A 14,465-nucleotide genomic window follows, 5' to 3' on the forward strand; every position below is an offset into this window, starting at 1 on the left:
GAGCGAAAACAGATCTGCTTTTCTGTGGGAGCGGGCTTGCTCGCGAAAAACCTGAGAGCGCCGCGTTCATCCAGAATGCCCGCGTTATCGTTAACGACCTTCGCGAGCAAGCCCGCTCCCACATTTAGACCGTGCCCGCTTTAGATTTTGCTTTTGCTCTTCAACACTCAAGCCGGCCGGTAGGCCGCTGTGCTCTTGCTTTTGATCTTGATTTTGATCTTAGGCGCCCCGTTAAACCACGCTGGCCGAACGCAGGCTTTGGAGCGTGGGTAACCTGGCAGGACGCCAGGTTAGCCGTCCTGGGCCAAGGATGGCCCATGACGGCGGCCCACGGTCCAAAGCCGGAGTGAGGGCACACCGAGCCTAGGCGAGGTGCCGAGTGGTGGGGCAAGAGCCTTTTGGTTACTTTTGGGCTCCTTTCAAAAGTGACCCGCTGTAAGAGCGGAACCAATACAAGCCATCCCCCAAAAACGGATATGCCCCCAAAAAGAAGCATCACCCATTAGCCAGCTCTTCCAGATGATCCATCAACTCCTGCGGCTTAAGCACCAACACATCACTGTCCACCGCATCCAGCACCACCTCTGCCGTATTCCCGATCAACGCCCCGGAAATCCCGGTGCGCGCCACCGTACCAATGATGGTCACCGCCGCCTGCCACTTGTGCGCCGCGTGAGGAATCAACACATCCGCCGGCCCTTCCTCGATATGCAGATGAGTGTCGTCAATATCAAACTCCGCCTGGAACGCCTTGCACTGCTCACGATAGCGTGCCTCGATCGTCTCCTTGAGCTGAAACACCGGATCCGCCGCCGACAGCATTGGCGACGGATGCGCACTGATCACATGCAACTGCGCCTTGGCCAGGCTCGCGATATCAAACCCATGATCAATGATCGCGTTATGCAACGCCTGATGCTCGGCATCAGAATTGCCCACATCGATGGCCGCCAAAATCACCCCGCCAGCCCAAGGCCTGGACGTCTTCACCAGCAGCACCGGAGTCGGGCAGTAGCGCATCAACTTCCAGTCGGCAGGCGTCAACAGCGCCTTTTTCAGCGGGCTGTCAGCGAAATGCTGCTTGACCACCAACCCACACCCCTCTGCCTGCTGCACGTCGATGATGGTTTCATGCAGGCTGTCATTCCACGCCTGTTCGGTGGTGACGCTGTAGCCATCCTCCTGCAAACCGGCCTTCAGCAGGCTCAACATCGCCGAATGCTCGTGCTTCTTGTCACACACCAACAAATGCAAATGTGCCCCGGTGACGCCGGCAATCAGCTTGGCGCGCTTGAGGGCCAGGCTTTCCGAATGCTCAGGCTCGATGACCACCAGGATGCTGCGTATGGCTTGCATGGTCGGGTTCTCCAAAAAAGGGTGGGCGTGGAACAACTATAGTTGCTGCCCGGCACACGTCATGTTGATGCACATCAAGCCCGGTAGCTGGCGGTCTGCGGCGCGGTCGGTATAATCGCCGGCCTTTTGTGAATCTTTGCCCGTGAGCCCGATGAACCTGCCAGAAATCCACGAATTCCTCGGTTGCCGCACCCCTGACGGCTGGGTCCAGGCCGCGTTGGCCGACCAGGAAACCCTGCTGATCGACCACAAGAACTGCGAATTCAAGGCCGCCAGCACCGCCTTGAGCCTGATCGCCAAGTACCATTCCCACGTCGACCTGATCAACCTGATGTCACGCCTGGCCCGGGAAGAACTGGTGCACCATGAGCAAGTCATGCGCCTGATGAAGAAGCGCAAGATCGAGCTGCGCCAGCTGTCCGCCGGCCGCTACGCTTCGGGTTTGCGCAAGGTGGTGCGCAGCCATGAACCGGTCAAACTGGTGGATACCCTGGTGGTCGGCGCGTTTATCGAAGCCCGCAGTTGCGAGCGTTTCGAAGCACTGGTGCCGCATTTGGACGAAGAACTCGGCAAGTTCTATTTCGGCCTGCTGAAAAGCGAGGCCCGGCATTTCCAGGGTTACCTGAAACTGGCTTACCAGTACGGCGACGCCAAGGACATCGCCCAGGTCATCGACCGTGTACGCGCCGCCGAGCAGGAACTGATCGAGTCACCGGACGTCGAGTTCCGCTTTCACAGCGGCGTGCCAGCCTGACGCAACCGCTGCACCGAGCAACGCGGTGATCCCGGCCAGTATCAGGATCACCGCCTGTGTCCCCAGCGGCGCCGCCAGCAGTGCGATCAGCAACCCGGCCAGCGGCTGTGAGAGGTTGTTGAGCAAGGTCAGCACGCCCACCGTCTTGCCAAAGTCCCGGGCCGGGATTACCCGTTGTCGGACACTGCGGATGTACACGTTGAACATCTTGTCGAAACCGGTCAGCAGCAGGAAACCCACGGCATAAGCCCACACATTCGGGCTGATGGCCGTGATCAACGCTCCCACGGCAATCATCGAATACGACAAACCGCCCAGCACCTTGAGCGGCAGGGAAGCGCGCGCCAGGAAAAACAGGATGGCGATGGTCACCAGCGCGCCGGCCGCCTGCAATCCGGCGTAGGTGTCCTTGCCGGCGGCGTATTGGCCAATGACCATCGCGGCGGAAGTGGCGAGGGTGACGCCGATGATCAGGTTCACACCCACCGCCAGGGCGATAATCCTTTTCAGCTCCGGCAGGTCGCGAATATGCCCGAAGGCAACGCGCAACGGTTGCAGCCAGATGTCGTTGTGCTGCTCGAAAGTTTCAAGATTAACCGTGGTGTGGCGTTGCCAGATGCGCATCGCCAGGTCCGCCAGCAGGAACAGCCCGGCAACCGCCAGCACGACCCAGTGCCAGGCCCAGACGCCCAACATCAGCGCAGCCACCAGTGGGCCCAGCACCAGCCCGGTCTGGTCGGCAATCTGCGAGTAGGACAAGGTCTTGGCGTAGGTGTAATGCTTGAAGATATGCGGCAGCAGCACTTCCCGGGCCATGATGCCCTGGGTGGTCAACACGCCGCACAGCGCCGAAAGCATGACAATCCAGTAAATCCCGTCGAACATTCCATACAGCAGCACCGCCGCCACACACGCCAGCGCCCGGTACACCTGGCTGATATGCAGGACGCGCACGGCGGGATATTTGTCGCACAACGCCCCGCACACCGGGAACGACAGGTACCGCGGCAAGGATTCGACAAAAAACGCCAGGCCCGCCCAGGACACACTGTTGGTGGTCTGGAACACGATCAGCGGCACGATGAACAACAGAATCTGGTCGGCCAGGCGTGACAGAAACAACGAAATGAAGAAAGCCAGGTAATCCTTGCGCATGGTGTGCTCGTGTCCGTGAGTCAAATTGTCGTCAGTAGCCGGAGCCGGATTTATCCGTGAGATTGTGGCGCTCGTCGCCCTTGAGCGGCGGGTTGAATACGCTGACCAGCACCAGGTCCTGCTCCTTTCCGCCTCTTAGATAATGGCAGTCGTGTTGGTCCAGCGCATAAATATCACCGGGGCGGATCGGGTAGACGTTACCGTCCATATCTTCGACTTCACCCTCACCGGCGATGCAGTAGCAAGCCTCCAGGTGATTGCGGTATTGCAGCAGTGACTCGGTGCCGGCACGCACGACGGTGTGGCAGACGGTATAACCCATCCCGTCCTTTTCCGTCAGCAACCGATGGCTGGTGCCAGCGCCCCATTCGACAAAGTGCGCGGTGTTTTCAATGTCTGATTTGTGACGAACGAACATGGTTTTCTCCCGCTATGTAGGTAGAGGGCCATGATTCTCTTGTGTTTGTGGTGTTGTCATCAGCGACACTTCCGAAAAGCGTGTGGGGCGCATCTGGCGGACGGTACCGAGTTAAAGACTGCGGTGAAACTGTTAAAAACTCTTAAAAGCATGAAGCTTCGTCGGCCAGTGATGGCCAGCTGCTTTAGTCTGCCGGCTTGCCACCTATAATGCGCACACTTCAATCCGCGCGTGCACTGGAAATTTATGGATAACTTGGGTCTCGGCAAGGTCTTGCTCGTGGAGGACGATGAGAAGCTGGCAGGGCTGATCGCCCATTTCCTGTCCCAGCATGGCTTCGAGGTGCTGGCCGTGCACCGCGGCGACCTGGCGCTGGCGGCGTTCCTGGAGTTCAAGCCGAAGATCGTCGTGCTCGACCTGATGCTGCCCGGCCAGAGCGGCCTGCATGTGTGCCGTGAAATTCGCAACGTGTCCGACACGCCCATCGTGATCCTCACCGCCAAGGAAGACGACCTCGACCACATCCTCGGTCTGGAGTCCGGCGCCGATGATTATGTGATCAAGCCGATCAAGCCGCCTGTGCTGCTGGCTCGCCTGCGCGCCCTGCAACGTCGCCAGGCGCCGGAACCCACGGTGCGCGGCGCCCTTGAGTTCGGCCGCCTGGCCATCGACCGCAGTTGCCGGGTGGTGAGCCTGGGCGGGGAGAAGATCGACCTGACCACCATGGAATTCGAACTGCTGTGGTTGCTGGCCAGCGCCGCCGGGAAAATCCTCTCCCGCGATGACATTCTCAACCGCATGCGCGGTATTGCCTTTGACGGGCTCAACCGCAGCGTCGACGTGTACATCAGCAAGCTGCGCGGCAAGCTCAATGACAACCCCCGGGAACCGGTGTGCATCAAGACCATCTGGGGCAAGGGCTACCTGTTCAATCCGTTCGCCTGGGAGGTCTAGATGTTAAGGCTGTTTCTGCGTCTGTATATCATCCTGGCCATTGGCTTGGCCGGGGCGATCTGGCTGGTGAACTACACCTTCGATGAGCTGTTGCCGGAAGCCAACGAAACCTACAACCGCGAAGCCCTGCGCGGCCCGGCGTATGGGGTGGTGGAACAATTGCGGCCGGTGACGGGGGAAGCGCGCGCCGCCCGCCTGGCCGAGTTGCAACCGCACTATGGGTTGCGCCTGGCGCTGGTGCAGCGGGACAGGCTGAAACTCACCGAGCGTGAACAGCAACTGCTGGCCAGTGGCGAGTTGGTGGTGCGTGGGGATTTCATGGAGTTCATCTCCAACATCGACGGCGGCCACCAACTGCTGGAAATCAAACTGCCGGAAGAGCCCAAGTGGCTGTACATGTGGGCCTATGGCTTTCTCGGCCTGTGCCTGGCGATTGTCCTGTACTTCTGGGTTCGGCCCCATTGGCGTGACCTGGAGCATATCCGCCTGGCCGCGCAACGTTTCGGTGACAACGATCTCGGCTCGCGCATCCTGCTGCCGCGCCGTTCTACCGTGCGCGAGCTGGCGGGGCACTTCAACCAGATGGCCGAGCGCATTGAAAGCCTGATCGCCAACCAGCGCGAGTTGACCAACGCCGTGTCCCACGAGCTGCGTACGCCGATTGCGCGGCTGTCGTTTGAGCTCGACCAGCTCAAGCAACAGGCCGATCCACGGGAGAGCCGCGCACTGATCGCCGACATGTATGCCGACCTCGGCGAGCTGGAAGAAATGGTCTCGGAACTGTTGACCTACGCCAGCCTGGAACGCGGCGCCACGCAGATCACCCGGGAAAGCATCGAGGCCCACAGCTGGCTCGACAGTGTGATCGGCAGCGTCGCCCTGGAGGCCGAGGCGGCAGGCGTGCAGTTGCTGCTGCGCACCTGTGAAGTCGATTACATCCGTATCGAGCCGCGCTTTATGGCACGGGCGGTGATCAACCTGTTGCGCAATGCAATTCGCTATGCCGACCGGCGCGTGGAAGTGTCGCTGGTGAAGTTTGGCACCGGCTATGAAGTACGGGTCAATGACGACGGGCCCGGTGTGCCGGTGGAGGGGCGAGGGAAGATTTTCGAGCCGTTCCTGCGCCTGGACGCCAGCCGTGACCGCCGCACCGGTGGCTTCGGCCTCGGCCTGGCGCTGGTGCGGCGGGTGTGCCAATGGCATGGCGGGCAGGTTGAAGTGCTGGATTCGGAGTGGGGCGGGGCATCGTTCCGGATGACCTGGGCGTATGCCGAGTAGCTATCTCGAAGGCTGTGAAGATCAAATGTGGGAGCTGGCTTGCCTGCGATAGCATCACCCGGGTCTGACTGAAAGACCGAGGTGCCTGTATCGCAGGCAAGCCCGCTCCCACATTTTGATTGGGTTACCAAAGTTAGAACGTGTACTCGACCATCCCCATCACCGACGTCTGCAAGCGTCTCTCCACAATCGGGCTTTGCCCGGCCTTGTCTGCCAGGTACTGCACATCCAGCAGCGTCGAAAACTGTGTGTGTTCGCTGATCGGCAAGCTCCACACCAGATTCATCCCGTTGCTGATGTTGCCGCCGCTGGCCTTGTAGGCCTTGAAGCGACTCTGTGCGGCCTGGCCGCTGGTGACGCCGTACCAGGTCTGCAGGTAGTTGCTGTCGCCAAAATGGCTGCTGAGGCTGGCATCCAGCGAACCGTAGTCGCCGTCGTACAGGTTGGTGCCCAGGCTCAGCTCCAGGTGGGTGAACGCCTTGCCGGAATCCTTGTGATCATCTTCCTCAAGCGCATGCTCCAGGGTTGCGCCGAGAATCACCCCGCCCAGGTTATAGCTGCCACTGACACCCACCTGGGGGCGAGTCTTGATCTCGCCCATACCCTTGAGTTTCTTCGAGCCCGGGCGCCCGGTCTTGCTTTCGTCCTTGCGTGAGCCGCTGGCGCCGACGTAGGCGCTGAAGCTCGCACCGCCGCCGTCATAACCCCAGCCCAGGCCCTTGTCGGTGTCGAGGAAAATCCCCCACGGGCTGACGATGGCCGCCCCCAGCACCGGCGCGGTGACTCGCTCGTCGCTGCCGCTGTAGCGGGGCAGGTTGGCCACGCCGGCCTTGAGGGTGTATTCCCAGTCGTCGGCCAGCAGGGTGTCGGCGCTGGCCAGCAGGCACAGCGACGTCAGGGACAGGCACAGGTGTTTTGAACGCATGATGGTCTTCATGTGAGGTCAGAGACTCAAGGGGTTGTGGGGAGAATCGGTACGTTTGAAGTGGTAGCCGGAGGCGCTCAGGCCGTTGACCTGGCGACTCACGGTATCGCCCAGGCCATAGCCGTTGCCGGCCAGCACCGCGTGGGCGTTGTCCACGGGCAGCAGGATGTAGTCGGTCAGCGGCTCGTCGTGCAGTTGGCCGCGGATCACCAGGAAGCCGTTCTCCAGGCGCACGCTGATGCCGCTCAGGGGCGCGTCGGGCTCATGGGTGTTGAGCACTTGATAGGTACCGATGGTGTCGGCCCAGGCATTGCTCAGCGGGGTCGGTTCGATGCGTTCGCCCACCGGGACGCGTTGGCCGTGGCTGCGGGCGGTGAGCATCTGGCGCCCTTGCACCGTTACCACATCCAGCTGCACGCGGCCCAGTTCGCCGAGGTCCTTGAGCCAGAAGCCGAGGAATTTCTGTTGTGCCCGCAGCCAGCCCTGGCCGTCGCGCAGCAGTTCGAAACGGGTGTCGGCCAACTCGCCATACAGCTGGCCGTTTTCGTCCTTGATACGGAAGACACCCCAGGCCGTGGCGTAGAAACCCGCCAGGCGCCTGCGGTCGATCGCGGCGGGCACCTGGCGGATTTTCAGGCCGTGGGCGGGCGCCTGGCAGTTGTCGGCACACACCGGGTCGCCGGTCTGGGCCTGGAGCATCAGGCGCAGGGTGTCGGTGGTCAGGGACACCACCATCTCTTCGGCGTTGCTGTCGTTGGCCATCACGATCACGGCCAGTTGCTGGTCCGGCAGCATCGTCAGTTGCGCCGCGAAATCATCTCCGCCACCGCTGTGCTGGAAGGTGCGAATGCCGGGGCCCACCGGCTCATCGCCGCAAGGGGCGAGAAACCACCCCAGGCCCATCTGGCAGTCGAAGTCCAGGGCGTTGCCGGTGTTTTGCTGGCTGAACATCTCGTCAATCGACTGGCTGCCCAGTACCTGTCTGTCTTTATAGAGGCCCCGGGCGAAGAGCATGCGCACGTAGTGGCTGAGGTCCTTGGGGCTGCTCCACAAGCCACCGGCCGCAAGGTCGCGCACCTGGGCGTCGGCGCTGACGGTGCCGTCTGCATAACCCCGGGCGCGAAAGCCCGGTTGCGCGCCGGTGCCGACGAAGCTCGACTGGTTCATCTCCAGGGGCTTGAGCAGGCTGCTTTGCAGTCGGGTTTCGAAATCCTGCCGACTGCTGCGTTCGATGGCGGCGCCGACCAGGGCGTAGCCGAGGTTGGAATAGGCCACCTGGGTCCCCGGTGGCGTGCTCAGCCAAACCCCTGAAATACGCATTGGCATCTGGCCCATGGCGAAGGTGTTGCGCACGTCCCGCAGGTGTTCGCTGGGCAGGCCGGACTGGTGGCTGAGCAGGCGGCGCAGGGTGATGTCGCGGTCGGCGGCAGCCTGGTCGGAATGAAAGCGCGAGCGTACGTAGAACTCCCGCAGCGTGTCCTGGATCGGGGCGTCGAGGGCCAGGCGCTGTTGCTCCACCAGTTGCAGGGCGGCGGTGGCGGTCAGCAGTTTGGAGAGGGCGCCGGCGCGGAACGCGGTGTTGGGGGTGACGGGTTTGCCCAGGGCCTTGTCGGCCAGGCCAAAGCCCTGGGCCCAGATCAGTTCCTGGCCGTTGACCAGGGCGATGGACAGGCCGGGTATGTTTTGCCTGGCCATTTCGCTGGGAATGCGTTTTTGCAGGTAGCGGATGATTGCGCTGTAGTCGCCCTTGGGAACGGGCGGCGGGGCCGGCGGCTGGCCGTGGCAGCCGAGGCTGCCCAGCAGGCAACCCAGCAGCGGAATACTGCGCAATGTGCGAAACATGATGAGCACCCGAGGGGTGGTTTGGATGCTCGAATGCTAGGGGCGGGCCGTCGATGAGTCTTTGTGAGCTTTGTCGGGAAACTGTCAAAGACTGTTAATCGGCTGCCGCGCCAGGCCGGTTTATTTCAACGCCGGATCTCCTGGGTTGAGCTTCTTCCACGACTGCATCACCACCTGCGCCTTGGGCTCTTTTCCGTTTTCCAGGTAGTACTGGATCAACGACAGCCGCGCATTGCGGTTATACGGCTGCAATGCCAGCAGCTTTTCCAGCTGTTCACAGGCCTGCTCCACGTGCCCGCTGTCATGCAGCGCCACCGCCAGTACATAGTTGTACTGCGGATTTGCGGGCTCCAGTCGCGCCGCTTCACGCAGGTGCGGCATGGCTTTGGCCGAATTCCCGGCGCGAATCAGCATCAACCCCTGGGTGTGCTGCAACAGTCCCGCATCGGGGTGCTGCTTGAGGTTGTCCGCCACCAGCGTCCGTGCCTCCTCGGCGCGACCGTTGGCCTCCAGCCATTGCGCCAGGGTCACCAGCGCCGGGAAGAAATCCGGGTCCCGCAGCAACGCGGTGCGCAGCTGCGCTTCTACCTTGTCGCCGCGACCGCTGGCCTGGTACAGCATCGCCAGGTTGAGATTGGCTTCGGCCCGCTCCAGCAAGCTCAACTGTACATTTTCGTATTCGGCGATCGCCTTGTCCCAGTCCGGCCCAAGGCCCTGGCCCGAGGCGCTCAGCAGGTCACGGGCGGCAATGATCCGCACCGCCAGCACCGGGTCCCGCAGCAACGGCCCATACAACGCTACCCGCTCAGGCGGCGGCAGGAATGCACTGATCGCCCGCACCGCGCTCTCACGTACTTGCGGCGCCGGGTTGCCAAGGTCCCTGGTCGCCAGTTTCAACGCCTGTTCACTCGGGTAGTTCGGCAGTTCAGCCAGCAGCGTCGCGCGCTGGATTGCCGGCACGTTGTTGCGTGCCAACTGGTCATACAGCGCTTGCGCCGCGCCTGGCTGGCCACCACGGATCAGCAGCATACTTTCGGCGTAACGCGGTGCATGCTCGGGCTCGCTGGCACTCCAGAGCTTGAACTGTTCGCTGACCTTATCCCCGGGCCGGGGAATGCTGAAACTGTGGTCGTGCCGGAAGTCATTGCCCATGTAGAACTTGCCGGGCATGTGGCAATCGACGCAGAACGAACCGGGCTCGCCGGCCGCGTGGCGGGTGTGTTCGGGGGAGTCGTAGTTCTTGGCCTGCAACCCGCGACCATCCACCGTGGCCACGGCGGTTTTGCCCGCAGTGTTGTGGCATTGCAGGCACAGGCCATTGCCCGGTGCTTTCAGTTCGGCGCTGTGGGGGTTGTGGCAGTCACTGCAGCGCACGCCCTTGTCGGCCATTTTGCTTTGGGCGAACGAGCCGTGTTCGAACACTTCATCCTTGATCTTGCCGTCCAGCGCATACAGCTCGCGGGTCAGCACGCTGGGCAGGTAATCGTCCATCAGGCGTTTGCCGACGGTATAGCCGTCCCCCAGTGGCGCGCGGCGGGCGTGGCAGCGGGCGCAGGTTTCGATCTCGACGGTGGCGTCCTTGTCTTTCAAGTCCACGGCAAAGCCCGCGTGCAGCAGATCGCCTTTTTTCGCCGCCCACTCCACATGGTTCGACGCCGGGCCATGGCACGCCTGGCAGCCGACGCCCAGGCTGTTCCACTGGCTGTCGAAGCTGTTTTTGGCGGCATCGAAATTGCGCTTGTAGCCGGTGGTGTGGCACTCCACGCACATGAAGTTGGCGTTCTGGCTGGGCTTGCTCCAATGCAGCGGGTTCTTGAAGTTCACGCCCTGGCCGGGGTAGAGGTGAAACCAGCGGTTCTTTTGCGTATCCCACGCCACGCCCAGGGCCTGCAAGCGCCCCTCGCCAACCTCGATCAAATACTGCTGCAATGGCGCGATGCCGAAGGTATAGGCGACCTTGAAATCCGCCGCCTTGCCGTCGGCGCCGGGCGTGTTGACCCAGAACTCATCGCCCCGGCGCGAGAACCGGGTGGTCTCACCCTCGCTGCTGAAGGACACATCGTTGAAGTCGGCCGGTACCGTCTCGGCGGTGGCGACCTGCATCGCCAGCTGGTGGTGCGAGCCTTGCCAGTCCTTGACCTGTGCCTGGTGACAACCCTGGCACTGCTGCTCATCGACCATTTTTGCAGGCGGCAGAACGACCACCGGCTTGACCACGGGGGCAGGCGCCGCCACCGGTAGCCGGGGCGTGCCGGCCTGGAGGAAAAACCAGATTCCGGCCATGGCCAACAGCAGCAGGGCGATCAGTACGGGATACAGGTAACGACTGGGGGAATCACGGCGAGGTACGGCTTTATTGTCAGGCTTGGGCATTACGACTTCCGATGTCCGATGCATTGACGCTCTGGTGGCGCGCTTAAGCTCTGTGCAGCTTTGACGTTGGGCGCTTGCCTGTCAAATAGTCGCTGTGAAATACCCCACAACCTGTGTTGTCTGCCGGGTTATTTTCCCAGAGTTGGCTATACCTACAGCTCAACGTTCCTTCGATGACAGCCAGGGAGTTCGACGATGAAGCTAGGACTAATGATCGGCACGGTGTGCATTGCCTCGATCGGGGTGATGGGGTGTTCCAGCAAGGTGACGCAGCCGGACGAGTATTCCGGGTTTCTCTCCGACTACAGCAGCCTGAAGGAAGCCAAGTCCCCCTCGGGCGCTGACGTGATGCGCTGGGTGGACCCCAACCTGAACCTGAGCCGTTATACCGGCGTGTATATCGAGCCCACGCAGTTCTACCCCAAGCCACAAGCCACCACCAGGATTCCTGAAAGCACCTTGCAGGGCATCAACACCTACTACAACCAGGCGCTGAAGCGCGAGCTGGAAAAGTCCCTGCCACTGGCCAACGGGCCTGGCCCGGGCGTGATTGTAGTACGGGCGGCCATCACGGCCGTCAGCAGCAAGACCGAAAGCCTCAAGCCGTATGAGTACATTCCTGTCGCGCTGGTGGCCGCTGCGGTCAGCACCGGTACCGGGATTCGTGACCAGGAAACCACCCTGGGCACCGAGGCCCAATTCCTCGATGGCGACAGCGGCAAGGTAATCGCCCAGGTCGTGCGTAAAGGCACCGGCAAGCCGTTGTCGAACGACTCCCAGGTGATGAAGGCCGATGACGTGAAAAGCGTGATCGACGGTTGGGCGTCGGACCTGCACCAGTCGTATCTGAAGCTGAAACGCTGATGTGCCGGGCCCGGGGTTCGCGCCCCGGGCCGCATGAGCCCCCGACTACTGGCCGATGAACCAGCGGTAATAAGGGTTGGCGCTGTCTTGTTGCAACACCGCCTGGATATCCCCGCCCCAGGCGGTGCGATCGCCGTCATAGGCATGCAGGCTGGCGCGATAGAACTGCATCAGGCGCTGCTGTTCGCCGGCCAGGGTACGGGTGAACGCCGGGTCCGCATTCAGCAATGGCGCAGGCACCCGCAGATCCAGCAGCGCCGGGAGCACCCGGGCGATCTCTTTGCTGCGTACCCACGGTGCGTATTCGATACGCGGCTGGTCATCGGTGACCGGCAGCGCAGTGCCCGCAAAACGCTCCAGGCCCTGGCGATCGGTGACCCAGGTGGCGAGCAGGGTTGCCGCGGAATCTATGCCTACATCACTCAGGGCGCGGCTGACGGTCGGTTGCTCAAAGCGCTGGCGAATCCGCGTGGCGTCCAGTTCGATGGGCTCCATGGAGCCCACCAGCAGCATTTCGTGGAATTCGCTGGTCCACAGCGTCGCGTACGGAAACACGTCGAGGAAGCTGCGCACCAGGGACTGTGAGTCCTCGATGTTTTGCGTCGGCAGGGGCAGCCATTGGGCCAGCAGGCCGTTTTTCTCCAGGCGCCGGGCAGCCAATTGGTAGAAGTCGCGGGAATACAGGTTGACCACGCCAGCCGCCGACGGTGGCGGTGGTTCGAGGGTGATCAGGTCGTACGCCTGCGGGTTGCGCAGCAGTTCCTGGCGACCGTCCCGCAGACGCACGTCCACTCCCGGATCACTGGCAGCGTTGAAATTGCCCTTGAACAGCGGCGCCGCCTGGATCACCGATGGCAGCAACTCGGCGACTACCCGGTGCTCGAGCCCGGGATAACGCAGCAAGGCCCCGGCGGTAATCCCGGTGCCAAAGCCAATCACCAGCGCCGAGCGGGGCTCGCCGTTATGGATCAGCAGCGGCAGCAGTGCCTGGATCCGCATATAGCGCAGGGACGGCATGGCGTCGCCGGTGTTGGACACGCCCTGGATGTACAGGCGCTGAAAGCTGCGGGCGCCCTGGCCCTGGGTGACCACGGCGACCGTGGCGCCGCGACCTTCCTGGTAAAACGCCAGGCTCGCATTGCGTGCCCCGGGCAGCAGCTTGGCCAGGCGATCCACGGGCGTCAGTAAAGCTAAGGCCAGAGACAGCAAACCGAGAGCGACTACCGCCTGGCGCCGGCCTTTTTTCACCCCGTGGCCACGACGCACGGCCATATAGCCCACGGCACCCGCGATCACCGCGAGCAAGCCCAGGGTACGCACCAGCCCAAGCCAGGGAATCAGCACAAAACCGCACAACATCACCCCGACAATCCCGCCGAGGGTATTGAACGCCACCACCGCACCCACATCCCGGCCCACGTGCTCGCTGCCCACGCTCAAGCGCAGGGCCAGGGGAAAGGCTGCGCCGAGCAACAGGGTTGGCACAAACACGATGCACAGCGCTGCCACCGCAAAGCGTGCGCTCATGCCCGGCAGTTCGGCGCCGCCCAGGCTCAGCACCAGGGCTTCGGCCTGGGTTTGCAGCAGCACCAGCCAGCGGCCCAGCAGGGCGATCTCCAGCAAGGCCACCAACCCGGCACCGGCGATCAGCAGGCCGAAGATGCCCCATGGGTCGCGGACCCGCTCGACCCGCCGCGCCATCAACTGGCTGCCGATAAACAGCCCGGCCAGATACGTGGCGAGTACCACGGCAAACGCATAGGTGCGGGTGCTCATGAACTGCACGATGGACTGCGACCACACCACCTCGTAACCCAGGGCCACGCCACCGGCGACGGCGTACAGCACCAGGGCCAGGCGCGCCGGTTGCGCGCTGCGGGTGTGGCTGGTCGGCGCAGGCGTGTGATGCCGCACATACAACAGCGCGCCGACGGCGGCCAGCAGATTGAGCATCGCGGCCACCAGGGCACTGCCGCGCACGCCGAACGTGGCGATCAGCACGAAGGCGCTGAGCAAGGTGCCGGCAATTGCCCCGGCGGTGTTGGCCGCATACAAGCGGCCACCGGCCTGGCCCAGGGCCTTGGGGTCGATGTCCAGCGAGCGCACCAGTACCGGCAAGGTGCCGCCCATCAGCAGGGCCGGGATGCCCACCAGCAAAAATGGCAGGACCCAGGCCAGCAGGCCGACCTGTTGTTCCAGCCAGGCAAACGGGCTGGCGGCCATGCTCAGGGCCACGGTGGCAGCCACGCCGAGCACGGCGACGAGAATTTCGAGGATTGCGTACAGCAGCAGCGGGCGTGACAGGCGATCGGCCCAGCGTCCGAACAGCAAGCCACCCAATGCCAGCCCGGCAAAAAATGCGCTGATGCCGGTGGTGATGGCGTACACCTCCACCCCCACGACCAGTGACAGTTGCTTGATCCACAGCACCTGGTACACGAGGGCAGCCATGCCTGAGATGAACAGCAGCAAGGCGGGAATCAGCGTGGTTGAGGTGTGACCCAGTGCGGCAGGTTTGCTGGCGGTGCGTGACGACATTGCAGATA

At 62.6% G+C, this 14,465-nt stretch carries 11 protein-coding genes; 4 read left to right on the forward strand and 7 right to left on the reverse strand.

Features of this window, described 5'->3' with window-relative positions:
- Window positions 1-495 precede the first annotated feature (495 nt).
- Window positions 496-1,356 (reverse strand): universal stress protein, encoded by an 861-nt coding sequence (locus QF039_RS11155; protein WP_003217553.1) that lies wholly within the window; start codon window positions 1,354-1,356, stop codon window positions 496-498.
- Window positions 1,357-1,507: 151 nt separating this feature from the next.
- On the opposite strand from QF039_RS11155, the gene QF039_RS11160 reads away from it, so the two are divergent.
- Window positions 1,508-2,110: a tRNA-(ms[2]io[6]A)-hydroxylase gene (locus tag QF039_RS11160; RefSeq protein ID WP_008431008.1), complete on the forward strand. Its 603-nt coding sequence runs from the start codon at window positions 1,508-1,510 to the stop codon at window positions 2,108-2,110.
- Here the strand turns inward: QF039_RS11160 and QF039_RS11165 are convergent.
- Window positions 2,066-3,265, reverse strand: coding sequence for an MFS transporter (locus QF039_RS11165; protein WP_307518072.1), 1,200 nt, complete (start codon window positions 3,263-3,265; stop codon window positions 2,066-2,068). The genes QF039_RS11160 and QF039_RS11165 overlap by 45 nt on opposite strands.
- Window positions 3,266-3,296: 31 nt before the next feature.
- Window positions 3,297-3,683, reverse strand: coding sequence for an ectoine synthase (locus tag QF039_RS11170; protein WP_003217559.1), 387 nt, complete (start codon window positions 3,681-3,683; stop codon window positions 3,297-3,299).
- Window positions 3,684-3,929: 246 nt separating this feature from the next.
- On the opposite strand from QF039_RS11170, the gene QF039_RS11175 reads away from it, so the two are divergent.
- The gene (locus QF039_RS11175) at window positions 3,930-4,637 is read left to right on the forward strand and encodes a winged helix-turn-helix domain-containing protein (RefSeq protein ID WP_003217561.1); all 708 of its coding nucleotides are present in this window, start codon (window positions 3,930-3,932) and stop codon (window positions 4,635-4,637) included.
- A complete protein-coding gene (locus QF039_RS11180) occupies window positions 4,638-5,915 on the forward strand; it encodes an ATP-binding protein (RefSeq protein ID WP_087693018.1) in 1,278 nt (425 codons plus the stop codon). It begins immediately after the preceding gene.
- 133 nt (window positions 5,916-6,048) lie between these two features.
- Here the strand turns inward: QF039_RS11180 and QF039_RS11185 are convergent, their stop codons facing one another.
- The 3 genes from QF039_RS11185 to QF039_RS11195 form a co-directional block, all read right to left on the reverse strand.
- Window positions 6,049-6,852 carry a MipA/OmpV family protein gene (locus QF039_RS11185; protein WP_373461982.1) on the reverse strand — a complete coding sequence of 268 codons (804 nt, stop codon included), beginning with the start codon at window positions 6,850-6,852 and terminating at the stop codon, window positions 6,049-6,051.
- Window positions 6,853-6,858: 6 nt separating this feature from the next.
- A complete protein-coding gene (locus tag QF039_RS11190) occupies window positions 6,859-8,682 on the reverse strand; it encodes a serine hydrolase (protein WP_307518079.1) in 1,824 nt (607 codons plus the stop codon).
- A gap of 120 nt (window positions 8,683-8,802) precedes the next feature.
- Window positions 8,803-11,055: a tetratricopeptide repeat protein gene (locus QF039_RS11195; protein ID WP_307518081.1), complete on the reverse strand. Its 2,253-nt coding sequence runs from the start codon at window positions 11,053-11,055 to the stop codon at window positions 8,803-8,805.
- Between the two features lie 195 nt (window positions 11,056-11,250).
- Between QF039_RS11195 and QF039_RS11200 the strand changes: the two genes are divergently transcribed.
- Window positions 11,251-11,919, forward strand: a complete 669-nt coding sequence (locus QF039_RS11200) for a DUF3313 domain-containing protein (protein WP_177067789.1) — start codon at window positions 11,251-11,253, stop codon at window positions 11,917-11,919.
- A 45-nt stretch (window positions 11,920-11,964) separates the two neighbouring features.
- Here the strand turns inward: QF039_RS11200 and QF039_RS11205 are convergent, their stop codons facing one another.
- Window positions 11,965-14,457 carry a fused MFS/spermidine synthase gene (locus QF039_RS11205; RefSeq protein ID WP_307518084.1) on the reverse strand — a complete coding sequence of 831 codons (2,493 nt, stop codon included), beginning with the start codon at window positions 14,455-14,457 and terminating at the stop codon, window positions 11,965-11,967.
- Between the last annotated feature and the right edge of the window lie 8 nt (window positions 14,458-14,465).

Origin of the sequence: Pseudomonas sp. W2I6, assembly GCF_030815935.1 — a bacterium.
Classification (GTDB): Bacteria; Pseudomonadota; Gammaproteobacteria; order Pseudomonadales; family Pseudomonadaceae; genus Aquipseudomonas.